General features: G+C 39.1%; 27 protein-coding genes. 4 read left to right on the top strand and 23 right to left on the bottom strand.

Features of this window, described 5'->3' with window-relative positions; all coding sequences use genetic code 11:
- Nucleotides 1-14: 14 nt before the first annotated feature.
- From CD03_RS0117450 to CD03_RS0117475, 6 genes are all read right to left on the bottom strand, one after another.
- Nucleotides 15-470, bottom strand: a complete 456-nt coding sequence (locus tag CD03_RS0117450) for a (2Fe-2S)-binding protein (RefSeq protein ID WP_027294747.1) — start codon at nucleotides 468-470, stop codon at nucleotides 15-17.
- A gap of 2 nt (nucleotides 471-472) precedes the next feature.
- Nucleotides 473-1,249, bottom strand: a complete 777-nt coding sequence (locus CD03_RS0117455) for an FAD binding domain-containing protein (RefSeq protein ID WP_027294748.1) — start codon at nucleotides 1,247-1,249, stop codon at nucleotides 473-475.
- Nucleotides 1,197-2,033 (bottom strand): ABC transporter ATP-binding protein, encoded by an 837-nt coding sequence (locus CD03_RS33885; protein WP_044289461.1) that lies wholly within the window; start codon nucleotides 2,031-2,033, stop codon nucleotides 1,197-1,199. Before CD03_RS33885 ends, CD03_RS0117455 begins: the two co-directional genes overlap by 53 nt.
- Nucleotides 2,023-3,015 (bottom strand): FecCD family ABC transporter permease, encoded by a 993-nt coding sequence (locus CD03_RS0117465; RefSeq protein WP_027294749.1) that lies wholly within the window; start codon nucleotides 3,013-3,015, stop codon nucleotides 2,023-2,025. Before CD03_RS0117465 ends, CD03_RS33885 begins: the two co-directional genes overlap by 11 nt.
- Nucleotides 3,016-3,065: 50 nt before the next feature.
- Nucleotides 3,066-4,277, bottom strand: coding sequence for an ABC transporter substrate-binding protein (locus CD03_RS33890; RefSeq protein WP_052377853.1), 1,212 nt, complete (start codon nucleotides 4,275-4,277; stop codon nucleotides 3,066-3,068).
- A gap of 76 nt (nucleotides 4,278-4,353) precedes the next feature.
- Nucleotides 4,354-5,673: a uracil-xanthine permease family protein gene (locus CD03_RS0117475; protein WP_027294750.1), complete on the bottom strand. Its 1,320-nt coding sequence runs from the start codon at nucleotides 5,671-5,673 to the stop codon at nucleotides 4,354-4,356.
- A gap of 214 nt (nucleotides 5,674-5,887) precedes the next feature.
- Between CD03_RS0117475 and CD03_RS0117480 the strand changes: the two genes are divergently transcribed.
- The gene (locus CD03_RS0117480) at nucleotides 5,888-6,460 is read left to right on the top strand and encodes a xanthine phosphoribosyltransferase (RefSeq protein ID WP_027294751.1); all 573 of its coding nucleotides are present in this window, start codon (nucleotides 5,888-5,890) and stop codon (nucleotides 6,458-6,460) included.
- A 125-nt stretch (nucleotides 6,461-6,585) separates the two neighbouring features.
- Here the strand turns inward: CD03_RS0117480 and CD03_RS0117485 are convergent, their stop codons facing one another.
- The 9 genes from CD03_RS0117485 to CD03_RS0117525 all read right to left on the bottom strand — a co-directional run bounded on the left by CD03_RS0117485 (nucleotide 6,586) and on the right by CD03_RS0117525 (nucleotide 15,632).
- Entirely contained in the window at nucleotides 6,586-6,882 is a 297-nt protein-coding gene (locus CD03_RS0117485; RefSeq protein WP_027294752.1) for a DUF3892 domain-containing protein, read from the bottom strand.
- A gap of 84 nt (nucleotides 6,883-6,966) precedes the next feature.
- On the bottom strand, nucleotides 6,967-7,956 hold the full coding sequence (locus tag CD03_RS0117490; RefSeq protein WP_027294753.1) for a 2-hydroxyacid dehydrogenase: 990 nt from the start codon (nucleotides 7,954-7,956) through the stop codon (nucleotides 6,967-6,969).
- Nucleotides 7,957-8,069: 113 nt separating this feature from the next.
- Nucleotides 8,070-10,079, bottom strand: coding sequence for a DUF6449 domain-containing protein (locus tag CD03_RS0117495; protein WP_027294754.1), 2,010 nt, complete (start codon nucleotides 10,077-10,079; stop codon nucleotides 8,070-8,072).
- Complete coding sequence (locus CD03_RS0117500) at nucleotides 10,054-10,956, bottom strand: ABC transporter ATP-binding protein (protein ID WP_027294755.1); 903 nt, start codon at nucleotides 10,954-10,956, stop codon at nucleotides 10,054-10,056. The genes CD03_RS0117495 and CD03_RS0117500 overlap by 26 nt, the downstream gene beginning before the upstream one ends.
- On the bottom strand, nucleotides 10,934-11,323 hold the full coding sequence (locus tag CD03_RS0117505) for a GntR family transcriptional regulator (RefSeq protein ID WP_027294756.1): 390 nt from the start codon (nucleotides 11,321-11,323) through the stop codon (nucleotides 10,934-10,936). Before CD03_RS0117505 ends, CD03_RS0117500 begins: the two co-directional genes overlap by 23 nt.
- Nucleotides 11,324-11,692: 369 nt before the next feature.
- Nucleotides 11,693-11,941 carry a hypothetical protein gene (locus tag CD03_RS0117510; protein WP_027294757.1) on the bottom strand — a complete coding sequence of 83 codons (249 nt, stop codon included), beginning with the start codon at nucleotides 11,939-11,941 and terminating at the stop codon, nucleotides 11,693-11,695.
- A gap of 176 nt (nucleotides 11,942-12,117) precedes the next feature.
- On the bottom strand, nucleotides 12,118-12,711 hold the full coding sequence (locus CD03_RS0117515; protein WP_027294758.1) for a recombinase family protein: 594 nt from the start codon (nucleotides 12,709-12,711) through the stop codon (nucleotides 12,118-12,120).
- Between the two features lie 175 nt (nucleotides 12,712-12,886).
- Entirely contained in the window at nucleotides 12,887-14,872 is a 1,986-nt protein-coding gene (locus tag CD03_RS0117520; protein ID WP_027294759.1) for an ABC transporter permease, read from the bottom strand.
- Entirely contained in the window at nucleotides 14,865-15,632 is a 768-nt protein-coding gene (locus tag CD03_RS0117525; RefSeq protein ID WP_027294760.1) for an ABC transporter ATP-binding protein, read from the bottom strand. The genes CD03_RS0117520 and CD03_RS0117525 overlap by 8 nt, the downstream gene beginning before the upstream one ends.
- Nucleotides 15,633-16,357: 725 nt before the next feature.
- On the opposite strand from CD03_RS0117525, the gene CD03_RS0117535 reads away from it, so the two are divergent.
- Nucleotides 16,358-17,365 (top strand): uroporphyrinogen decarboxylase family protein, encoded by a 1,008-nt coding sequence (locus CD03_RS0117535; RefSeq protein ID WP_027294761.1) that lies wholly within the window; start codon nucleotides 16,358-16,360, stop codon nucleotides 17,363-17,365.
- On the opposite strand, the gene CD03_RS0117540 is transcribed toward CD03_RS0117535, so the two are convergent.
- The 7 genes from CD03_RS0117540 to CD03_RS0117570 all read right to left on the bottom strand — a co-directional run bounded on the left by CD03_RS0117540 (nucleotide 17,366) and on the right by CD03_RS0117570 (nucleotide 22,306).
- Nucleotides 17,366-17,722: a response regulator gene (locus tag CD03_RS0117540; RefSeq protein ID WP_197041672.1), complete on the bottom strand. Its 357-nt coding sequence runs from the start codon at nucleotides 17,720-17,722 to the stop codon at nucleotides 17,366-17,368.
- 202 nt (nucleotides 17,723-17,924) lie between these two features.
- Nucleotides 17,925-18,938: a sensor histidine kinase gene (locus tag CD03_RS0117545; protein ID WP_027294763.1), complete on the bottom strand. Its 1,014-nt coding sequence runs from the start codon at nucleotides 18,936-18,938 to the stop codon at nucleotides 17,925-17,927.
- On the bottom strand, nucleotides 18,939-19,610 hold the full coding sequence (locus CD03_RS0117550; protein ID WP_027294764.1) for a response regulator transcription factor: 672 nt from the start codon (nucleotides 19,608-19,610) through the stop codon (nucleotides 18,939-18,941).
- 182 nt (nucleotides 19,611-19,792) lie between these two features.
- Entirely contained in the window at nucleotides 19,793-20,434 is a 642-nt protein-coding gene (locus CD03_RS0117555; RefSeq protein WP_027294765.1) for a DnaJ domain-containing protein, read from the bottom strand.
- Nucleotides 20,418-21,266 (bottom strand): DUF5685 family protein, encoded by an 849-nt coding sequence (locus CD03_RS0117560; protein WP_027294766.1) that lies wholly within the window; start codon nucleotides 21,264-21,266, stop codon nucleotides 20,418-20,420. Before CD03_RS0117560 ends, CD03_RS0117555 begins: the two co-directional genes overlap by 17 nt.
- A 22-nt stretch (nucleotides 21,267-21,288) precedes the next feature.
- Nucleotides 21,289-21,684 carry a hypothetical protein gene (locus tag CD03_RS0117565; RefSeq protein WP_027294767.1) on the bottom strand — a complete coding sequence of 132 codons (396 nt, stop codon included), beginning with the start codon at nucleotides 21,682-21,684 and terminating at the stop codon, nucleotides 21,289-21,291.
- 331 nt (nucleotides 21,685-22,015) lie between these two features.
- The gene (locus CD03_RS0117570) at nucleotides 22,016-22,306 is read right to left on the bottom strand and encodes a phage holin family protein (RefSeq protein ID WP_027294768.1); all 291 of its coding nucleotides are present in this window, start codon (nucleotides 22,304-22,306) and stop codon (nucleotides 22,016-22,018) included.
- 179 nt (nucleotides 22,307-22,485) lie between these two features.
- On the opposite strand from CD03_RS0117570, the gene CD03_RS0117575 reads away from it, so the two are divergent.
- Nucleotides 22,486-22,980, top strand: a complete 495-nt coding sequence (locus tag CD03_RS0117575; RefSeq protein WP_027294769.1) for an MGMT family protein — start codon at nucleotides 22,486-22,488, stop codon at nucleotides 22,978-22,980.
- A gap of 78 nt (nucleotides 22,981-23,058) precedes the next feature.
- On the top strand, nucleotides 23,059-23,418 hold the full coding sequence (locus tag CD03_RS0117580) for a hypothetical protein (protein ID WP_027294770.1): 360 nt from the start codon (nucleotides 23,059-23,061) through the stop codon (nucleotides 23,416-23,418).
- 590 nt (nucleotides 23,419-24,008) lie between these two features.
- Here CD03_RS0117580 and CD03_RS0117590 read toward each other — a convergent pair.
- Entirely contained in the window at nucleotides 24,009-24,383 is a 375-nt protein-coding gene (locus CD03_RS0117590; protein WP_027294772.1) for a hypothetical protein, read from the bottom strand.
- Between the last annotated feature and the right edge of the window lie 108 nt (nucleotides 24,384-24,491).

Raw genomic sequence — 24,491 nt, forward strand, 5'->3', positions numbered from 1 at the left:
TCCGTACCTTCAAACTATTTCTCCTCCCTGTTCAAATATTTATGGATCGCCCGAAGCTGCCCCATATATCCCGTGCATCTGCAAAGATTGCCGGCCAGGTATTCTTTTATTTCCTCTTCGGTAGGTTTTACCAATTCCTTTTCCATGGCCAACACATTCATAATAAAACCGGGACTGCAAAACCCGCACTGTTCCGCTCCTTCGTTAGCGAGGAATGTCCCAAATGCCTTTGCTTCTTCCTGCATTCCCTCCAGTGTCATGACCTGTTTCCCGTTAACCCGCGCCGCCAGTGTGGAACAGGACAATACCGGAGTTTGATCAACCAGAACGGTGCACAGTCCGCAGTTCGCTGTCTCACATCCCCGCTTGACGCTGTAACAGCCTTTTTCACGTACTACATCTAACAAAACAGCATCTGCTTCAATACTTGCAGTTACCGGTTTTCCGTTTAAAAGAAATTTAATCTCCATACTTATGCCTCACCTCCTGTAATTTTACAGGCACAGCGCCTGATACAGACTTTTGCCAGATGTTCCCGGTACTCTGCACTTCCTCTTAAATTGCTGCCATAAGAAAATCTGACGGATGCTTCTTTTGCCAGATCCTCCAAAGTCTTTGTCTCATCTGCAGTCAGCGTAACCTGCATAGCACGGTAAGGTCTGGCACCCACTGCCACATACCATCTGTCGTTATCTTTTGCCACACAACAGGCTATGACCGGAAAATCTGTCTTAGTCTGTCTCTCTGACATATAAGCCGCCTTACGGCCATCCTTTTTGATTATCACACGTACCAGTATGTCTGAATCCTTTGGCAAATTTACAAATTCCTTCAGAGGAATTATTCCTCCCTTATATAATTCCACATAAGTATCCAGCGCCATCATACAGGTAAGGATATCCGAAAATCCAAATCTCCCGAAAATACTCCCTCCCACTGTTGCACAATTACGAAATTGTACACCTACAATATGGCGGGTACATTCTTTAAAAATATCCCCAAAAGCTTTTTTCAGCCCCTCATGGGTTTCCAGCATCCGTAGCGAACACATCGCTCCAATGGAAAATTCTAAATCATTCTCCTCAATGGTATCCAACCCCAGTCCAGACAGATCAATCGCTGTCTGCTTATTCCTGTCGCCCATCTTCAGCCAGACGAATCCTCCCAGAACAATGCTGCTTCTCTTCTGGTTTAATTCATAAGCTTCTTTCAGACTCTCTGCTTTCACAAATTCCTTTGCACGAAACATGTGTTTCCTCCTTCCAGTAATAAAAATGATAATCTTCTTTTTCTATTAATTGTAAATGACCATCGTATGACTTGTTCAATATCCCGGTCAGCTTATTTTCAAATTCATTTTCCCTGCGGCTTACTATGCCCTCTATCTTACCATATCCCATTACAATAACCCTGTCTGCATAACGCAGTGCAAAATTCGGATCATGGACACTCATGAGAATTCCCTGCCCGTACCGCTTCTCGTACTCTACCAGACGGTGCATAAATTCATGCTGGCGGCTATAATCCAGAGAAGCCATCGGCTCATCTAAAATCAGCCAGGGCGTATTCTGCATTCTGGCTCTGGCAAAGTTCACCATCTGCTGCTCACCGCCGCTTAAGGTACCCATTCTGCGGTTTTTAAATTCGCTAAGTCCCAGTTCTGCCAATACCTGCTCAGCCTGCTCCTTCTCTTCCTTTCCCGGAAGGGAAAAATAATTCAGATAAGGAGTAACCCCTAACAGTACATAATCAAATACTTCATCATCTTCCTGTCTGCGGGGATTTTGCGGCATATAAGCCATTTTTCTGCTTTTTTCCAGAACGGTATGGTCTTGAAGCGAAATATCATTATAAAACACCATGCCGCTCTGTGGTTTCTGAAATCCCATCAGCAGGCGCAGAAACGTTGTTTTCCCGCAGCCATTCGGTCCAATGACCATAACCAGTTCTTTTTCCGGCAGGGATATACTAATTCCTTGTAATATCTCTTTTTTTCCAAATGAAACCGATGCGTTTTCTACCCTAATTTTCATGTCTGTTTTTCCCTCTGCATAAGAATATCACCAATACTGCTGCTCCAAAGAAAGAGGTGAAAATGCTGATTGGTATCTCCGACTGTGCCAGGCTCCTGGAACAGATGTCAGCTAACAGCAGCAGGATACTGCCCAATAAAATACTTTGGAAAAAATTCTTAACATAATCGTCTCCGTTGAACATCCGGATCAGGTGCGGTGCAATCAGACCAATCCAGGATACCACGCCTGCCTCGCTTACTACGACCGCTACCAGTATTGTAGCACATATCAAAGAAATATTCCTTACAAAATGCGGCGAAATGCCCAGGCCGTCCGCTTCTTCATCTCCAAGAATTAAAACTTTCATTTTCCAGCGGAATAAAAAAAGTAAAAGTCCTGCCCCGGCCATAAACGGCAGCACTCTGATGATGGAATCCCATCCTGCATTTTGAAAACTCCCCATCAGCCAGTATTCGATTGCAGCCAGTTCCCGGTTGGGATCTGCCGTATACTTCAGAAATATAATAACTGAATCCGCTAAAGATCCTACTATAATTCCGGCAATAATCATCAGATAACGTTTGTTTCCCCGCATCCAGGAAACAAGCAGCATAGCCAGTGCTACGGTACCCATTCCAAATGCAAAAGTCACTCCCTGTGCAATCAGAGCCGAATGTCCCAGAAACAGAATTCCCAGAATCCCTCCCACAGAACATCCGCTGCTCACACCCAGAACATCCGGTGATACTAAAGGATTCTGGAAAACTGCCTGATATACCGTACCGGCCAGCGCTAATGCCCCTCCGGATAAGACGACGAAAAAGGTTCTGGGCAGACGAATCTGGTAAAATAGTTTCCTGTCCATTACACTTTTACCCTGCCCTGTTATAATGGCGAAGATATCCGACAGGGATAACTCGTACCGCCCTACACAGCAAGACAAAAATATGACACAAACTAATATGATCGTCAAAATCCAAAACCTTTTTCTCGTATTCATATAACTCCTTTTTAAATCTTAGTCAGCATCCTGCGGCAATTACTTTTCAATCACAGCCCCAGATCAGATGCCTCTACCTGAAAGCCAAAGAAATTCTGGTAGAAATCCTGGGCTTCCTGTATATATTCCTCTTCTGAATATAGATCCGGATGAAGTACATGCGTCAGCCAGAGAATTCCAAGCACCGATGACGGCGTCGGATAATCCCAAGGCTCTATGTTAGATGGGAACATTTTTACATTTTCATCTTTTACTGCCTGCACTTCAGATAATTTCGCATCTGAGGTAATATCGGTAAGATTATATTCTGCATAACTTACTGCAAAGATATACCCGGGATTCCATTCTAACAGCTGTTCTGGTGAGACTTCCGCCCAGTATCCATCTTCCAGCCCCTGTGACACATTTGTGCCGCCAGCCATTGCTATCAGATCGTTCTGGTACATTTTTGAGGTACAGGTACTTAAATAACTGCTTCCTGCTGCAAGATAAACGGTAGGTTTATCCGTCAGATCTCTGGTCATCTCTTCTACTTCATCCATCTTCAGCTGATAGTAATCATTTAATTCGGATGCTTTATCCGATACACCGGCAATTGTGCCCATGAGTGACACACAATCCATGTAGTTATCCAAAGTTTCCGGATCCACTACCATTACCGGAATATCCAGTTTTTCAAACTGCTCCACAGAGTCTTTTAACTTCTTAGGCAGAATTACTACATCCGGTTCTAAATTTGCCGTTTCCTCAACGTTGATTCCTTTACCGGAACCAACAGCCGGAAGTTCTAATAATTCAGGAGCCGCTTTCTTATACAGTTCACGGGTATCTGCCTTCATTTCAATTCCAACCAGATCATCCTGAAGACCAAGAGCAATGGCAATGGCAGTTGATATATAATAAGAAGAAACAATTTTCTTAGCCGGCGCTTTCAGGGTAACCTCTCTGCCGATTTGATCCGTTACGGTAATTTCCCCTTCTGCTGCCGCTGTGCCTTCGGAATCAGAAGCTGTCTGCGTATCCGCATCTTCCGCTGTTTCCGTCTGATGACCTGTCTCTGTCTGTTTCCCCTTTTCTGTCTGTTTCCCGTTTTCTGTTTGTTCTGTATTTGCTGTCTCTGCAGCCGTTTCTGACTGGGCTGATGTTGCCGCCTGTGTTTCCGTTTTTTGATCCGCTGCTGCACCGCAGCCGGCTAACGAACCGATTACCAGTGTTGCCGCCAACATCATACCGGTAATTTTATTTACAAATTTGTTTTTCATATGCTTCTCTCCATCCAATTTTCAGTAACACAGCCTGAAACCGGACATTATAATATCCCTGTAACAGACCCTTTTCTTACTGTTCTGCTGCTTCTGTCTTTGATTTTGGAAGTACCAGATTCAAAACAGTAGCAATTACAAATGTCATAATGATACCGTTTTGTGCAAAAATGTTACCAACCCATGCCGGCATCTGCGCCAGTACTTCCGGAACATTTCCGATTCCTACGCCAAGACCGATTGCCATCGCAATGATCAGACCATTTCTGTCATCAATTTTTTCACGAAGCAGTGACTGCAGTCCGCTTACCAGAATCATTGCGAACATAATTACAGCCGCTCCTCCCAGTACAGACTGAGGCATTACGGAAAACAATGCGCTGAGTTTCGGGCAGAAACCGCAAAGGATTAAAAATACCGCACCGGTCATAATAACAAAACGGTTTACCACCTTAGTAACTGCAACAAGACCGACATTCTGGCTAAAGGAAGTATTTGGAAGGACACCAAACAATGCTCCTAGAAAACTCCCAAAACCATCTGCAATGACACCGCCCTGAAGTTCTTCATGAGTAGGTTCTCTGTCCAGACCTCCGTTTGTAATACCGGAAATATCACCTACAGTCTCCACAGTTGTTGCAATAAACATAATTCCCATTGCAATAATTGCCTGAAGGTTAAATTCCATTTTCACGGGCATAAAAGTTGGAAGGCTGAACCAGGCTGCATCCTGTACCTGAGTAAAATTAACCATTCCCAAACAGATTGCCAATATGTAACCCACAATGATTCCAATTAAAATAGATGCTGTACTTAAAAAGCTTTTCTTAAACTGTTTCAGAACTATGATTACAAGAATAACCACCGTTCCTACCAGTAAATGCTGCCAGCTTCCAAAATCCTCGCTCCCGGCACCACCGCCAAAATATTTAATTCCAACCGGAAGTAAGGATAATCCGATCGATATAATTACCAGGCTTGTAACAACCGGTGGGAATAATTTCCGCAAAGGTTTGATAAAAAAACCAAGTATAATCTCAAAAATACCACCCACAAGGGATGCTCCCATAAGTGCCCCGTATCCAAAGCTTGCTCCTACTGCCTTCGCCGTTCCGATAAAACCGGAACTGGTTCCCATTACAATGGGAAGCTTACTTCCGACTTTCCAAATCGGATACAGCTGAATTAACGTTGCCACACCTGCAATAAACATTGCATTCTGAATGAGACTGGTCTTTAAATCCAGAGCCATATCCAGCATACCGCATACAATGATCAGAGGGGAAATATTTCCCAGGAACATTGCCAGGACATGCTGAATCCCCAGAGGAATTGCCTTTCGCAGGGGAACTACTCCGTTCAGTTCATAGATACTGCCGTTTTTGTTTTCCTTCATCTTTTCTCTCCTGTAACTTCATTTTTCTCAGTTTTGTACTCCTTACAAAACTGTACTGTAGCATTCTAACATATTGTTACTTTTCTGACAACCGACACTTTCATAAAAAAAGATTTTTCCACATAAAAACAGATTTTTCTACAAGAAATGATTGTAATACCGTTTAGAATATTGTATGATAAAATAACATCAACCCAGTGGAGGAATTAAAGAAATGCAGTTATTAAAAGATCGTATTTTAAAAGATGGCGTAGTAAAGCCCGGTCATGTATTAAAAGTGGACAGCTTTTTGAATCATCAGATGGACATCCAGTTAATTAATGAAATCGGAAAAGAGTTCCGAAGACGCTTTCCCAGCGATAAGATTACTAAGATCTTAACCATAGAAGCATCCGGCATCGGCATTGCCTGTATTGCAGCTCAATATTTTAACGTTCCGGTAATTTTTGCAAAAAAAGCACAGAGTATTAATATTGATGGAGATGTATACCAGTCAAAGGTAGAATCTTTTACCCACAAACGTACATACGATGTCATTTTGTCAAAACGTTTCTTAAACGCAGATGACCATGTATTAATTATCGATGACTTCCTGGCAAACGGATGCGCGCTCAGAGGACTGATAGAAATTGTGAAACAGGCCGGTGCAACTATTGAAGGCGCCGGAATCGTCATTGAAAAAGGATTTCAGGAAGGCGGCTCCATGATACGGGAACAGGGCGTTCATCTGGAATCTCTTGCCATTGTAGAATCTATGACTGATGACGGATTAACATTCCGCGGATAAATATTCTCTATCATTTCCTATTAAAAAGGATTATATAAAAAGGATGACATGCCATAACAAAATTTCTTTATGGCATACCATCCTTTTAAATTGTCTGAAACTTCTGACCGTCAGATTTACTTCGCTCAGCCTGATACAGATGGCAGATTACTCAGGTTATTATTTTCTGTATCGTCAGGTAGTGACTTCAGGTATTCCGAACCATTGCGGTGTGCAATACCCACACCCCGGATACCCCCTTCTTTTGCAAGGAATACTCCTTCTTCTTTAGAAACGGTTGAACCGTCCGATAATTGATAACCGGTAACACGTCCCCCATTCTTAACAAGGCCTATAATTGTTTGTGCATCACTTTGAGGATTGGGAATTTGATCTAAGGCATTACGTGCCAGGGCAATACCCAATGTATTATTATCTTCCATTGTATGACACCTCCTGTCAGAAATAGTGTCTGCAAATCCCCGCAGGTTATACATAGATCTTTCCTTTACACCCGCTAAAATTTATTATAATTCATTTCCGTTTTTAACCCCGTTTATGAATGCCATAGCATTATCAACCGTTGTCTCACTGATTGCATTTAATGCCTCTTTTGTAAAAAATCCCTGGTGGGATGTAACCATTACATTCGGAAAAGATAATAGCCTTGCCATTGTAGAATGACCCAGTATTCTCTCAGAGAGATCTTCATACACACTGCCATTTTCTTCTTCATACACATCCAGACCCACGGCAAAGAACTTTCCTTCTCTGATTCCCTTTATGAGATCTTCTGTTTTGATAAGTCCGCCTCTGGATGTATTGACCAGTATAACACCATCTTTCATTTTATTAATCGTTTCCGTATTAATTAAATGATAGGTATTTTCAAACATAGGACAATGAAGGGAAATCAAATCCGATTCCTTTAACAGTGTATCCAGATCCACATATTCCAAAAAGTCCAGCGTATTGTTAGGATAAAGGTCGTATCCGATCACCCGCATGCCAAATCCTCTGCAGATTCGTGCCATTGCTATTCCGATTTTACCGGTGCCTATGATACCGGCAGTTTTACCATAGAGATTAACTCCCATTAGACCGCTTAAGCTGAAATCATTTTCACGGCCTTTAATATAAGCCTTATGAGTATGACGGTTTGCGGTCAGAACCAGCGCCATTGCATGTTCTGCCACCGCTTCCGGTGAATACCCGGGTACATGCATAACCGTAATGCCATATTTTTTTGCCTGGTCCAGATCTACATTATTATATCCTGCAGAGCGCATCAGAATTAATTTCACACCGCATTTATTCAGCATATCTATAGCGGGTGCGCTCAAATCCATATTTACAAATGCGCAGACTGCATCATATCCCCATGCCAGACTGGCCGTTTCCGGTGTCAGATTTGGCTCTATATATGTGATGTCAAGATCTTCATATGTTTTATCCTGCAGTATTTTCGAAAAAAATTCTTCATCGTAATTCTTTGTTCCAAAAAATAAAATCTTCATGTGATACCTCCTCTTCTTATTTAAAAGGTAATAGAGCATCCTGCAGCAAAAGTCACAGGATGCTCTATTATTATAACACGCTTTTTAATTGGATGATAGGCTCTGATTTTTCATCAATCACCAAATCTGTCCTTGATACACTGGGGGATGTTATCATTATACAAGTACATATAGCTTGTTATGGTATCACCCTTTTCATTTTTATAAGTTACGTTCACATCGTAAGCGGAAGACTGGGGAAACAGGAAGTAGTCATTTCCACCTGAATTTACCAGATTTTCCGCAATTTCCTTGAAATCTTCCTTCGAGCTAAAGACTTCTTCCCGGCTGCCCTTTTCTTCATACTTCAAAACTCTCATTGAAATCACCTTATCCGGGTCAAGTTTTGCGTCTACACTGTAACCATATTCCTTCAACAGTGCCAGGGTTTTTTCAAAGCAGGGATATAAGGTATACGTTCCACTTGGAACCTTTTTATTGATTCCCTCTAACCGGATGCTGACCAGGCTGGATGCTTTCATGTCTTCGTATTTCATATTTGCAAGTTCTTCCCGGAAGGTATCAACCAGAGAAATAAGCTGCTTGCTGTTCAGATTCAGCTGAATGGATTCATCCGTTTTCACCAGCTCTATCTTGCCGACCTCATCTCCAGTCAGATTAATTGCCGGATATAATCCTTCTTTAAACTCCTGTGTCTGATAAAGATCTGCTAATGCTTTTTCAAGTACACTATGCTCTGCCTGATAGGAACGAATCTTTTCTTTTCCGTTTTTCAGACGGTATTTCACAATCACATAATTCGTTGATACATCTTCCGGTTTATTGATAGCAGACTCTACGATTTCATAAATGCTGTCCATCTTTGTCACCTGCATATGATCCAGTACATATGATTTCGTATCGGTACCGGAAATGTAAATTCCATTGTCACTCCACTTCTCGTATACATTGGTTGCCAGGCCGTCAATCCAGATAGCTGCACTTTCCACATTTTCTTCTTTAGGTATATTGCGGTCATAACCAAATACATCGAACCGGAATATTCCAATAATCGCAAATGATACGATCAGCGATGCCAGCATCAGTTTCTTTCTAGCCAATACTTTTGTAAAATCAATATGATAAATAAACTCAATAATCGCACTGCTTATTACTCCGCCAAAAATCACACCAAATGCCAGCCAAAGGTCCTTACCTTCAATTGCCATCATATGGGCTATAAATCCGCACCCGATTGATATGGGAACTACCAACAGGAATTTAATAACCGATTCTGATTTTGGAAATGCTATTGCACGCTCAGATGCTTCAGAAGAGCGTATACGGTACAGATAAAGCACGATTACAAGCATTGCTGCGAATGCCGCTATTGCAATCAGCAGTTCTTTCAGGAACATTGATCCCTCACTGGCAGCTCCAACCGTTAGTCCATAAAGGAAAAGAGGTGAAAAATATTCCGCCAGCTGCATCCAGAAACTTTCATTCTGATAAAATGTTTTAAAGAAGATACTAAATAGTCCTGTCGCCAGGAAAATAACTCCGGGCAGATACAACAAAAATACGGTTACAGCAAGTATACCCACCACAATTTTACCTGTGAGCATCATGGCAAGAATTACCGTTATATAAAGCAGCAGGTAGAATAAAATATGAATAAATCCTCCCAGCAGCACCTGACCCACTACTCCGCCGGTAGTTACTCCTCTAAGTGCCCCGATGAACAGAACAATCAGCATATTTACAAGAAAAGGTACCACAAACTGCAAAATTCCACTTAAAAACTGCACCCAGAAGAAGCGGTCTCTCTTAATGGGAAGACTGTGGTAAAAATCCAGTTTTGTAGAAGAATGCAGATAGCAAAATCTGGATACACCGCACAAAACTGCACTGGATACTGTGAGAAAAATAATGACACCGTTATAACTCAGAAGATCGGCAAACTGTGCCGTTACTTCTTTCATGGTCCAGCCTCCATTTTTAAGGCTTGCCAGCATCTGGTCTAAGGTAAATATCCCCCGTACCGTAAATAGCAGGAAAAATACCAGAGAGATAATCGCTATAATGCCGCCGCTTCGTTTCAAATCCTGCTTCAATAACTTAGAGAATGAGATTTTTGATGTCATATCCTGCCACCTCCGTTTCACTAATAAATATTTCCTCAAGCGACAGTGGAAGTATTTCATAAAATAAAGGTTTCTTGCTTCCAACCAATGCCAGAATTGCTTCCTTCTTACCGCGTACGGTGAGGGATACAAGAGAACCTCTCTTTTCATACTGCATTACATCCAGCTCTTTTAGAATTTCCTCTTCCGCCGTAGGGTTCTGAATTACATACTGCAGCTTATGGATTTCAAATCTCATATCTTCCAGATCTCTTGACAACAGGATACCGCCTTCATGCAGCAGACCCACGTGGTCGCAGATATCTTCCAACTCTCTTAAGTTATGGGACGCAATAATCGGCGTAAACTCCCTGTTTAAAATTTCACTAGCAAAGATACTCTTTACCGCCTGTCTCATAACCGGGTCAAGCCCGTCAAACGTTTCATCACACAGCAGATATTTCGTGTTAGTGCAAATTCCAAGCAATACAGATACCTGTTTTTTCATACCTTTTGAAAATGTATTGATTTTGCGTTTCATATCCAGTCCAAATTTTTCTATCAGTTCTATAAATCGAAATTCACTGAACTCCGGATAGATAATTTTATAATACTCCATCATTTCCTTTACCGTAGCATTGTTAAAATAATACGGTGTGTCGGGGATAAAGCAAATTAACTTTTTTGCCTGAATATTTTCAAAAACTTCCATATTATCAATCTTGACAGATCCTTTGTCTGCCTTTAATATCCCACTCAGAATTCTCATGAAGGTACTTTTCCCGGCTCCGTTGGTTCCAACCAAGCCAAATACGGAACCCTCCCGAATCGTAGTGCTGATATCCGTAATTGCTTTAATGTCGCCAAATGACTTACTAATGGACATTACTTCTATCATACTTTACCTCCCCATACACCTCATCAACTTTAATGTAAAATTCATCCCTCGTGATTCCTAATTCCTTTCCCTGTGATACAACCGTCTGAAAATCATCAAAAACAACTTTCTTCTTTTGTATCAGCAGATTTCTGTCTCCTGTGACAAAATTCCCCTTTCCTTTTACAGGGTAGATAAATCCCTGCTGCTCCAGTTGCGTATAAGCTTTCTGGATTGTATTGGGGTTGATTGATAAATCCATTGCCAGCTTGCGTACAGAAGGCATCTGACTGTCAGGCTCCATTACACCCTTCACAATCAGCATTTGAAACTTTTCCACAATTTGCTCATAAATGGGCCGCCTGTCTTTGTAGTCAACAATAATCATGAGACTCTCCTTTCTGAAATACTGCCATATTATCTGTACTATCTATATTAGTACACATACATTGTTTTTGTCAACGCTATATTTCTTAGGAAAATCTAAAGATTTAAAACATCAATTCTACTTAGCCTGAAGACCGCACTTTACATTCGGTAGTTCAGAAATCTTACTTTATCAAATGGGAATCTTTAAGATTCCGCACAAAAAAAGCCGGGCTATTCTCACCTATGCGTGAAAACTACCCGGATTGCTGCACAATTCGTACCATTTCTTTGAATTTTTTCCATACTGACTCTTACCGCCCACATACTCAATACAAAAGCTCTTTTACTCCCTGATATGTATGAATGTATATATTATATTTATGTGCACCTACGCTCCTAAGCTTTTTAACAAATAATCTCTGGCTTCTTCGGAATTCTGATAGTCTGCATCTTCTTCTAACATATAGTTTATGGTTACATTCCATTCACTTGCCGGGAATTGCAATGCCGGGATACCTTTGATGGCTGCACATATCTTTGTCTTATTGTATTTTGTATTTACCTGGCGCAAGTCTGAAACATAACAGTCAAGCTCCTGCGCTAAAATATCCAGTACAGACTTATTAAAGTTCTCCATAATTTGTGCTTCCTTTCCGAACAATATGATAACATCCGTCTAGAAAAGTAGACTTTTTTTGACAGATTAGAAAGTGGTAAATAATAGCATTTAACCCTACATTTAGTATTATACATAGTATGTCAAAAAAAGTCTACTTTAACTGGCAAAAAAAGTCTACAATTTTTGATAAAAATTTAATTATTTTCCATTTTTAACCAATTAAGAAATGTCTGATGGGAAATTCCCATTTTCTTTGCCGCCTTGCGGCTGGATATTTCTCCATTCAGCCAAACCTTTCTCCATTTCGGGAAATCCGGATGAATCGGTTTCCGCGGCCTTCCAAAGCGAACCCCTTTCAAACGCGCTGCTGCAATCCCCTCCGCCTGCCTGGTTCTTATATTCTGTCTTTCGTTTTCCGCTACAAAGCTTAATAGCTGCAGCACTAAATCAGCAATAAAAGTACCCATCAGATCCTTACCCTGCCTGGTATCCAGCAATGGCATATCCAGCACATAGATATCTATTTTTTTCTCTTTTGTCAATACTCTCCACTGATAAATAATTTCTTCATAATTTCTCCCCAGCCGGTCAATGCTCTTAATCACCAGCAAATCCCCCTCTTTCATCCTTCGTACCAGCTTTTTATATGCGGGCCGGTTAAAATCCTTTCCACTGAGCTTATCCATATAGATATTCTCCATTAAAACAGGCAGTGCCTGTAGTGCAAGCAGCTGCCTATCCTCGTTCTGGTCCTTGGATGACACTCTGATATAACCGTATGTTTTCATAATCTCATCATATCCTTTCTTCTTTCGTATGAAATTATGATAACGGAAAATGAGCAGAAAATTATTACCAATTTATGGTAATTACCATTATTACAAGAAAAAACAGTACTTTCTGCCTCTATTTCGTTAGAAATAAAGAAAAAGTACTGTTTTTATAGATGTTACTTTTTAAATATCAGCCAACTATTTTATAATATGTCTTAGCCGTCATTGTAAATACAAAACTATATATGATGGCAAAAATGATAATGGTACCGATTGTGCATATTACAAATAGATCCGTATTGAATAAACCAAACATAAATAAAAGTTTGCTCATCATGTTAAATGCTGCTGCTACATGCAGGATCGCAACTACCAATGGGAGGAAAAAGACCGTGAGAATCTGACTCCTGATACTCTTTTTTACTTCCCCTTTACTCATCCCCACCTTCTGCATAATAGAAAATCGTTCTTTATCTTCATATCCTTCAGAAATCTGCTTATAATAAATAATCAAAACAGTTGCCATCAGGAATAAGACTCCTATAAATACACCAATAAATAAGAAACTGCTAATTGATGCCCTGAGCATAGCTGCTCCACTGTCTCTGTCGCTGAGGTTAATAAAAAGATCTTCACTTGCTTCCAGCATTGTCCTCAATTTCTTATGAAGTACATTAGTAAAATGATCCAGCGTTTTCTGGTCTCCGTCTGCATTAAATCCAATAAAAGTATCCGGTTCCTCACTTCCCGAATTTATGTCTGTACCTGCGGCTATACAAATATTATTGATAATCTCCTGATTTGCAAAAACGACTCCATACCCATCCAGCATATTAATTGTAAGGTTTGCTATCATATCATTATCTTTGATTTCTTCAGATACTTTATATTCACTGCTCCCTATTCTTAAGGTTGGATAGGCAAAGCTTTTCTTAAAGTCAATGATCAGCACCTCATCTTCTGCCAGTTTCTTATCCGTACCCATTACCTCATTATAATTGTCAACGGTCATTAACATACAGGCGCTGAGATTTCCCTGATCCACTCCCACTAACTGTAATTCATTATCTATCTGAGAAACTCCCAGTGAATTATAGCGGTATTGAAAATAATCCTTTACCTTGATATTATTTTTTTCAGCTTCTTGATATACAATATTCTTCATCTGCTCCACTTCCTCTTCTGTTGCATGGTAGGAAGTCATAGAATATTGCTCCGGATACATATTATGAATCAATTCTTCAATTCCGATATTTAGAGAAATCGTTGTTGCGATACTGAGCAGAACCCCTGTACTGAGAATACAGATATTTGCAAGTCCTACTGCATTCTGCTTCATGCGGTAGATCATACCGGAAACAGATGTGAAATGCTTTTGCCGGTAATAAAACGCCTTGTTTTTCTTCAGTATTTTAAGAAGCGCTATGCTTCCGGTAATAAACAAGAGGTAGGTGCCTACAATGACAAGCAAAACTGCAATGAAAAACTGAATCAATGCATCAATCGGAGATTTCACTGTAATTGCCATAAAATAGCCGACAGCCGTACATATTAATCCAATAAGAGCTGTGATCCATCTTGCCTTGGGCTCTTTTTCCCCCTTATTCCCTCCGTAGAGAAGCTCAATCGGTTTACTTTTTCCAGTCATAAAAAGATTTGAAAGCAGCGTACAGGCAAATATAATCCCAAAAAGAATCAGCGTACTGCAAATCGCATCCCTACTCATGATAAATTCAAAATCAACATTTGTCTGAATCAGCTTAAGCAGGATAAGGAACATCAGTTTACTAATTAAAATTCCCCCCAATAATCCAATCCCAAGGGATACGGCAGAGGTAAAAATACATTCATAGAGCAATATTCTGCCTATATGGCGCTTTTCCAGGCCCAGGATACTGTATAGCCCCAGTTCTTTTTTCCGGCGCTTCATTAAGAAGCTATTCGTATAGAACAGAAAAATCACTGAAAAAATTGCTATGATTGACTGCCCAAATTGCAATACCATTCTTAACGATTCACTCCCACGCATCTCATCGATTCCCGGATTGCCCGAAATAGCACTCATAACCAGATACATGATAATCGTACATATGCAGGTCAGCATATAAGGCACATACATTCCGGCATTTTTACGAATGTTCGTTACTGCCATTTTAGGGTAAAAAGAATTACGCATTCTCTTCACCTCCTGACGCTAATACCGTCAAGGTCTCCGTTATTTTCTGGAACATGGCATCATTATTCATAGATCCCCTGTATAACTGATGGAATACCTCACCGTCTTTTATAAACAATACGCGCTGCGCATGGCTTGCAGCCCTGGTACTGTGGGTTACCATTAGAATTGTCTGCCCTTCCTTATTAATACGGGAAAACAACTTTAACATCTGATCCGATGATTTTGAATCCAGCGCACCGGTAGGCTCATCTGCCAATACAATCTGGGGATTTGTAATCAAAGCTCTTGCCGCCGCTGCTCTCTGTTTCTGACCTCCGGAAACTTCATATGGATATTTCTTCAAAATATCCTGAATGTGCAGTTTCTCTGCCAGAGGTTCCAGTCTCTGACGCATCTCTTTATAATTTTTACCTGATAAAACCAGCGGCAGATAAATATTATCTTCTAATGAAAAAGTATCCAGCAAATTGAAATCCTGAAAAACAAAACCCAGGTTCTCTCTGCGAAATGCCGCAAGACCTTTGTCTTTTACCGACAACATACTATTTCCATTTAACAAAACATCTCCGCTGGTTGGTTTGTCCAAAGATGCAAGTATATTCAATAACGTGGTTTTACCGGATCCGGACTCCCCCATAATTGCGACATACTCGCCTTCTTCAACAGAGAAATTCACATCGGTTAATGCCTGTACCTGATTCCCTCCAAAACGGGTGGTATATATTTTTTTTAAATTTTTAACTTCTAAAAGTGCCATAGTCTTCTTCCTCTCTAACTTTTTCTGATCTTATTGTAATAAAAAAAGAAATGGAATGCCATAATATTAGCTTACATTTTCTATTCGATAGCTTACATTTCTGTAAGGTTGAATATCATCTTATAGTTCTAATAAAATAGTATTACTATATTTTTTTATATTATAGACTCTATCCAATGTCTAGACTGATCAATATCTGCGCCAGCCTTCGGGTGAAACTCGTATTTTGTTATTATAAAGCAAAATCATCCCAGGTAAAAGCATAATCATTTTTTTCATTCCAGGCATTCATAAAATAATACGTTAAATAAGCCCATAACTGCGGTTAAGCAGTTAAAGGCTTATTGGCTGTATCACCAAATTTAACCTGCAGTCTGATATCAGTCAGGCAATACTCTTCACTGCCCCCTCTAATTATCCTATTTTAGCACTTTTTTTGTATTTTTAGTAATTTCTTTCGCGGGTATTCAGGTAATAATTTTGTATTTAAGATGCAATTGCAAAATTTTTACCATTTTCATTTTCACATAATGATCTTTAAACATCAATTTCCCTTTTATCTTACTATTATTGTACCCTAAAATATTTCTACTGCCTGCCTCATATGCCTGATATAAGTTTTTGATCCTCAATAAATATTCCTGAACTTCAAAAGTATTTCAGGTAAATCCTATCTGTTTTTTGCTATTCTTAGCCTATAAAATAAATTCAGGAGGAATAAATATATGCAGAAAAATATGAGACTTTGGTTAGAAGAAATGAAGAAATCAACCGTAAAAAAAGGGCTCCCCGTATTGTCTTTCCCCGCCATTCAGCTGATGGGAATAACGGTAAATGAATTAATTTCAGACAGCAGCCTGCAAGCGAAGGGCATGAAGTTAATTGCAGACAGAGTAGATGCGGCTGCATCAGTCAGTTTAATGGATTTATCATTAGAAGCAGAATGTTTCGGTTCTACAATCCGATATTCTGATGATGAAGTTCCTACCGTGATCGGGAGCATTATTTCCACTGAGGAAGAAGCAGAAGCTCTTAAAATACCCGAAATCGGCGCCGGAAGAACCCGTATTTATATTGAAGCAATTGAAAAAGCATGTAAGTTAATTACGGACCGACCTGTATTTGCTGGTATTATTGGACCTTTCTCACTGGCTGGACGTCTGCTGGATGTTACGGAAGCTATGATTTACTGTTATGAAGAGCCTGATATGGTACATACTCTTTTAGAAAAAGTGACAGAATTCTTGATAAAATATGCAAATGCATATAAAGCAGTTGGGGCTCATGGTATTGTAATGGCTGAACCTTTAGCAGGGCTTTTGTCTCCTTCTTTAGCCGAAGAGTTTTCAAGTGAGTATGTTAAAAAAATAGTAGATTCTGTCCAGGATGATCATTTTCTTGTCATTTACCACAACTGTGGAAATAGTACCATCCAGACTATTGATTCCATCTTAAGTACTGGTTCCGCAGCTTACCATTTTGGAAATGCAATCAGTATGGCTGATATGATGACTCATATACCGGAAGATACCATAGCAATGGGCAATGTGGATCCGGCAGCAGAATTTCGTAATGGCTCACCGGAATCCATACGTGAAGCTACACTTAAGGTGATGAACGATTGCTGTAAGTATCCTAATTTTGTTATTTCTTCCGGTTGTGATATCCCACCGCTTTCAAAATGGGAAAATATAGATGCTTTTTTTGCAGCAGTGAATGAATTTTACAACTAATTATGTATAGGGCTGCCACTCCATGCATCCCTCAAGTTTTTTTATAGAAATAGGTTTGATAAGATATCCATCTGCACAAATGGCGGTTGCTTCCCGAATATATCGGTCGTTTTCCGTTACAAAAATGACATTGGCCTGCGGATTACATTTACGCACCCTGGATACCAGCATAAATCCATCTATTCTACGCATTAAAACCTCTGTAAATAATTGATCTACACGACTGTTATGTGCGTATTTAACTGCCAGCAAAGGATCTGTAAAAGAAACTACTGTATCATTTGAAAACACCATCTGTATTTTAGCTACAAGATCATCCAGATGCTGTTGATTACTGTCAACCACCATTATATTCATTCTGCACCACTCCTCTCTACTCACTTTCACTCCATTTTCAGCGCTTTTCAAGTACTTTTCATACTTTAATGTGCCTTTAGTATATTTTATCAATGACATCAAAACTACACCATCAAGTATGATCCTGAAAATGAAATCTTTACCAAAAACAGCGGCTCCCACTGGAGCCGCTCCTTAATTTAAATCATATATTACTATCTATTTATTCCGTTTCCAGATGTTCTCTGTACAGATCAATTGCAATCCGGGTGCCCTGTCCAACCTTTGAAGAAACTTTTATGGAATGTCCAAGCCTATCTAATATCTTCTTGCAAAGATATAACCCAATTCCGGTAGACTTCTTTCCCATTCGTCCATTATATCCGGTAAATCCATTTTCAAATATACGGGGAAGATCCTCTTCCTGAATCCCGATACCGGTATCTTCGATAATTAAGGTCTCACGTTCATCTGGATCCATGTAAACCGATATTTTTCCTTCATTGGTATATTTAAGTGAGTTAGATAAAATCTGTTCGATCACAAAAACCATCCATTTTTCATCAGTTATCACTGTATTATCCATTTCTTTTAATTCGAAAGGAATCTTACGGTAAATGAACACAGAACTATCCTGCTTTACCGCTTTTCGAACCAAATCCAGTACTTTATATTCCTGAAGCTTTAAATCTGCCGACATATTCTCCATACGCAGATATTGCAATACCATATCAACATACCGCTCAATTTTAAGCAGCTGCTGTAAAAGCCCCTGATTTCTGGCATTGTCCTCTACTTGAATCAGAAGGCGCATTGCGGTAATCGGAGTTTTGATCTGATGTGCCCACAATGTGTAATAATCCATCATATCTTTTTTGCTGCGCTCTTCCTGTTCTTTTTCCTGAGCACTGTAACGAAAAAGTTTTAATAATATTTCCTGGTAATCTTTCTCCAGTAAATTTCCTGCATTTGGAAAATCATTACATTCTACGGTAATCCTGCCAAAAAGCCCATAAAGTGCTAAATGCTTGCTACGATATTTCCAATAACTAATCGTACACATAACAGCTCCAACAGCAAAGCACAGTAAAAATGCATAACTATAGATCTTAGCCGGAATGCCATATAAATAAAAAATCAGCAGGAAGATGAAGGAAAATATGAAGATTGCCAATATCTGCATCAGATGGTCTATTATATATCTGCCGATTATCTTATATTCCTTGATTTTTTCCATTCAGACCACCATATATCCTATTCCCTTTTTTGTTACAATAAATCCGGCAAGGCCTATATCTTCTAACTTTTTACGCAGCCTGGTGATATTAACAGTCAGCGTATTATCATCAATAAAGCTGTCACTTTCCCATAGACGCTCCATAATAGCTTCACGGGATACCACCTTCCCTGCATTCTCCAATAAGATCTGAAGGATTTTAAAATCATTTTTTGTCAGATCTGTTTTTTGTTCCTGATATAATAAAGTGGTATCACTCAAATTTAGTATAGCACCATTATGTTCTAATACATTAGTCTGACCCTGAAATGCATATGTTCTTCGAAGCATTGCCTGAACTTTCGCCGCAAGTACCGTTAAATCAAATGGCTTGGTTATAAAGTCATCTCCACCCATATTTATCGCCATAACAATATTCATGTTATCACTCATAGAAGAAAGAAAAACAATCGGAACCTTAGAGATCTTCCTGATTTCCTGACACCAGTGATATCCATTGAAAAACGGCAGTGTAATATCCATCAATACCAGCTGCGGATCAAATGCAATAAAATTTTCCATGACTTTCTCAAAATCTGTGACAACACTGGTTTCCATCCCCCATGTCCGCAAATAATCCTTCACAGACGAAGCGATTACCATATCATCTTCCACAATCAATATTTTATACATTCTGTCATCCTTTCACTATCATGCGCTTGTTATCAGTATAATCTTTCCCACTTTTTAATATACTGTACCTCCATCATAGTATTTAACCTCTCATCTGTCAAGCAGACCAGCCACTCTCCCTGATCATTTACCGACCTGTTAATGGCACAAAAAAAGAAGGATTCCCACCTTCTCTTTCTATATCAGCATGGTCTGCAGCAACAGCCGCACAACATATTCATACAGCAAAGCTGTGTACAACAGCTTGTATCAAAATTCTGGGGCATTCCGCCATATCCGCTGCCCATGGTCTGATACCATTGCCCACCGGACTCCAACTGTCTCTTAAGCTGTTGATACTGGAAATTATTCGGTTCCAAAGCAGCGGCTCTCGATGCAAAATCCTTTGCATTGAGATTATTGCCGATACCAGCATTGGCAAGAGCACTCAGGTAATACCATTTGGCATTACGCTGTGAAATATTATTTAAAACATTCAGAGCTTCCTGGAAATGGCCGGCATTAATATAATTTGCCGCTGCCTGATATTCAATTGGCTCGCCGCTTTCATACTGGCGCTGACCAAAACCGCCGCCATAGCCGCCAAATCCCTGCCCCTGTCCATAGCCCTGACTGCTCTGTCCGCTATATCCGCCGGTACGTTCCTTCATAATCTGGTCGTAAGCCTGCTGCACCTCTTTAAATTTCTCTTCGGCCTGATCCTTGTTGGGATTATTCAGGTTTGCATCGGGATGATATCTCCTGCTCAATTTCCTGTATGCTTTTTTTACCTCATCATCAGATGCTGAAGACGGAATTCCCAACACCTTATATGGATCCATTATCATTCTTATTTCCTGCTCTTTCCTTCGTTACTTTTTCGTATTTCACCCAAACTCCGGAATACAATATATTTCTTAGTATATCAACATTTTCTAAAATTGGCAACCTCTCAAATGCTCTGGAGCATTCTGCCATCATCAACATCATAATGTCTTTACATTTACCGGCATAATCAGCATCATTCATCATTGGTATCAAAGGGTTATAATTTCCTGCCTTTTTGTCCTTTTCCACATCTTCATAAGCATCCATAAGATAGATGAATTTACCCAGGTAAAAGCCCATCTGACCCAAAGGTTCCTTCCACTCATCTTTTTTATACATAAACAACTCTTTTAATACGGTTCCGGTAAGCCCCGCTGCCACATCCAGATCTTTTTCTTTTCGTACCTCGCACTCGCGCATCTTTTTCATATATCTTTGTATTGCCCTGCGCTGTCTGGGATATCTTTCTGCCGTTTCTTTATACTTCTTATGTATCATTTTAGCAAGAGTAAGTTTGGCTGCATTATGGTCATCAAACCAGTCATCCATAAAATTATGGTAAGCAAGAAGTACATTCATATCCGCCGCATAATCCAGCATTTCATTTTCTGCTATCAATTCTTTTTTTGTAGGATGTAACGCACACCTTTGCATTTTAAGCTCACCCTGAGATTCATAAAGGCTTGATAACAGAAGACCCAGAAAAGTCATGTCAAAAGTCAGCAGCACCTTCCCCCTGACTCCATACTGCTTTCCTAACCGCTTACACAGTCCGCAATAGTATGCCCGGTAGGTCTTATAATCCTTTATTTTAATTTCATCCTGATTAATCGTCACATATCCGAACATCGCTCTATCCTCTGCTTTTCTATCAACTCTTCTTTACAAACTGATCCCCGCATTTAGGGCAGGTAATTGAAATTTTTCCTTTTCCCCGGGGGATACGAATTTTCTGTCTGCACTTTGGACATTTGTAAATATGGAAATCTTTACTCTGTTCCAGACGCTTTTTCTGTCCGTGAAATAATCCTGTCACCCTGTCTTTTAACTCCATAAACTTCTGATTTTCCGCATAGCGTTTCTGAACATTCTTCGAAAACATACGCACATAAATCAAAACCAGTAAAATCAACGGAACCCAGGAAAACAATCCGCTTCTTATAAAAATTGATAAAATCACCAGGACAAAAGCAACAATTATCATAAATCTCGATAATTCATCAGCTCCATACCGCCCCATCATAAACCTCTGAAACTTTTCCTTCACTTCCAAATCCTCCTAAATATTATTTCCATCATTAATAGTATTATAGGTTGTATGAAAATTTAAATCAATAAAGGATTCATAAAATTTTTGTAAACAGTTTTCTTTGTCGATTTATGTAAGAATTTAGCAAAATATTTTTCTTGTCACAATTTGCAGAATATGGTAGAATTTTTACGTATTGGTAAAAATCTAGTACGTTTCACAACTCGCGCTCCGCAGACTTCCCCAAGAACTGCGGGGTACTCCCAAAAATTTATTGTTATTTACATCCCCGGCACAGTGCCGGGGATTTTATATTTATTTTACTCATACAGGAACAAAATAAAGACCGCTATTCCTGTTTATTAATCTGTTTGATAATCTGATTGACATATGTGCTCAAACCTGCAACCAATATACCCTGTACAATTGCGGTGAATAAGCCCAAAGCTATATCCTGTCCTGTTATAAAGGTGGACGTAGCAACCACCCAGATGCCGCAAATAACGATTCCAATGAAACCAACCACCAGTGGTATGAATTTATCCGGAAGCAAAGTACTTTGCTTCAGCCATATACCAATAAAATACAATATTATTGCAACTACAATCAGACCCGGCTTTATATAATCCATAATATCCATGCTGCTCTCCCTCTCTCTATGATGATTTATTTATATGCTTCTACTGTTCCTCATGTGCCGCATTCACTTTTGCATATTTACGCTGCGGATGAAAATGAAAATATACCATATATAATTTAAAACCGTCTCATTGCATGGTGTTGCAAAATAGATTATACTTGTAGCAGGAGGTGGTAGATATGCCAAACGAAGACAAAAAAGATTTTAATGCAATGTTAAATGATGCGAAGGATATGCCCAAATTTCAGACAATCACTGACCAGAAGAGTATAGAAAAATATGGCGGTAACAGAATGTATTTCGCTCCGCCTGTCGCATACGACAATGTGATGAAAGCTGTCCCCTACGGGAAAGTTCTAACGATTGGTGAAATACGGGCATACTTTGCAAAAGCAAATGGAGCCAATTTCACCGAGCCAATCACCGCAGGAATCTTTGTGTCCATTGCAGCATGGGCCAGTTACCAGAGAAAAGATGATAAAACCCCATATTGGAGGACTCTAAAAGCAAACGGGGAATTAAATGCAAAATACCCGGGCGGGGTTGAAGCACAAAAAGAAAAACTGGAAGAAGAGGGCCATACCATTATTGAAAAAGGAAGAACCAACATAAAATATTATGTTAAGAACTATGAAAACTCACTTTTTGATTTAACGGATATTCTGACTGTTTGATCCGATATTATGATTACTGCGTATTAAATACATATCTCCGTCATACTATATAATAAGAAATTCTAAATTGGTTGCATCATGATAACAGAAAAGTATATTGTAACATTTTATGGCCTTAACACTAAATATTATACAAATGAATTTGTTGCTCATTTATGGGAAGAAAGTGCAAATAAAGAATATTTCAGCTCCGGCGTATTTGTAACCAGTCTCATAAACGTGAATAGCCTGGTGTGTGGAACAGTAAGAGGGTGTAATCTAGGCGAAACGGCATATATTGTATCTACAACAAGAAATCCTTCAGAAGTTAAAGATAGTGACATTTTTAGAGAATCCTTCATAAATGTTGCAAAAGAAGTTAGAAAAAACTTTGGCAATCCTTTTATGACAATTACTGTGCAAAATGTAGATATTCACTATTTTATTGAAATCAAATAAAATGCATGTAACTAAATCTCTTGTTTGCCTGCAGTATTAGCCCCTGGACGCAATCCCCAGGGGTATTTTATTATAGAAAATTTCATTACATCAAACGTACTCTTTAATACATCATAGAACTTTACAGATAAAAAATAAGTTATAATATTCTGCAATAGAAATGCTGGTAAAGTGTATTATTCTTGTAATTTGTTATTGGTATAACTATCAATACACTATGGCAATGAATATTAAAAATAGTGCTAAGGAGAATGAGAGATATGATAAATCCGTGGAAATTGAAAAAGCAGCTCATTAATTCAGAGATATGCAGAAACTGTTTCAATAATAAATATAGAACTAATTTACAAAAAGAATACTTCTTATATACCTATTATGCATCAGAATGCAGCGTATGTAATGAGTTTAAACATACCGTGAAAGGCTTTACAGCAAAAGGAAAAATAAAAATATTGGGTTGTAAGAAAGTATCCGTTTAGAGAATTGTCTGAATCATCTATAATAATTGTAAATGAGATTATATCCTCCCAACAGGGATCCTTTCATTATAACATCGTAGCCCTTTATTGATATATAACAGAGTTTGTATTTTAAATAATATCCATAGCAAACATTTTATTAATCAAATTGTCTTTCAGTTCTTTTGCTTCCTTCAAATGATAAGCAATATTCTTATATTTAGCTGATAATAAACTATTCGATATGTTATCTATACAATCAGTAAGTTTTAATATTTCCTTATAAATATCATTATCGAAACTTACAATTTCAAGTAAATTATCCTTAATGCACATAATATGACAGATAGCCTGTTTGGTAATCGTCATATTATCACATGCATTTCTCACATGGCTCAAATATAAAATCATACAGACCTGTTTAGACCGTTCATAGAAATACGATATCAGGCTAGGTAATACTTGATATGGATTTGCATTTTCTTTTAGAGTCGGTTCATCTTTCATGTCATGCACCTTTCTTTATTAATTCTTCTGCTTTATTATACTAAAAATATTTGTTTTAATCAAGGTTAGTCTTCTATTCATGACACATAATCGACTTTTCGGTACATT

The sequence above is a fragment of the Robinsoniella sp. KNHs210 genome (genome assembly GCF_000686105.1).
In the GTDB taxonomy this organism is placed as follows: Bacteria; Bacillota; Clostridia; order Lachnospirales; family Lachnospiraceae; genus Robinsoniella; species Robinsoniella peoriensis.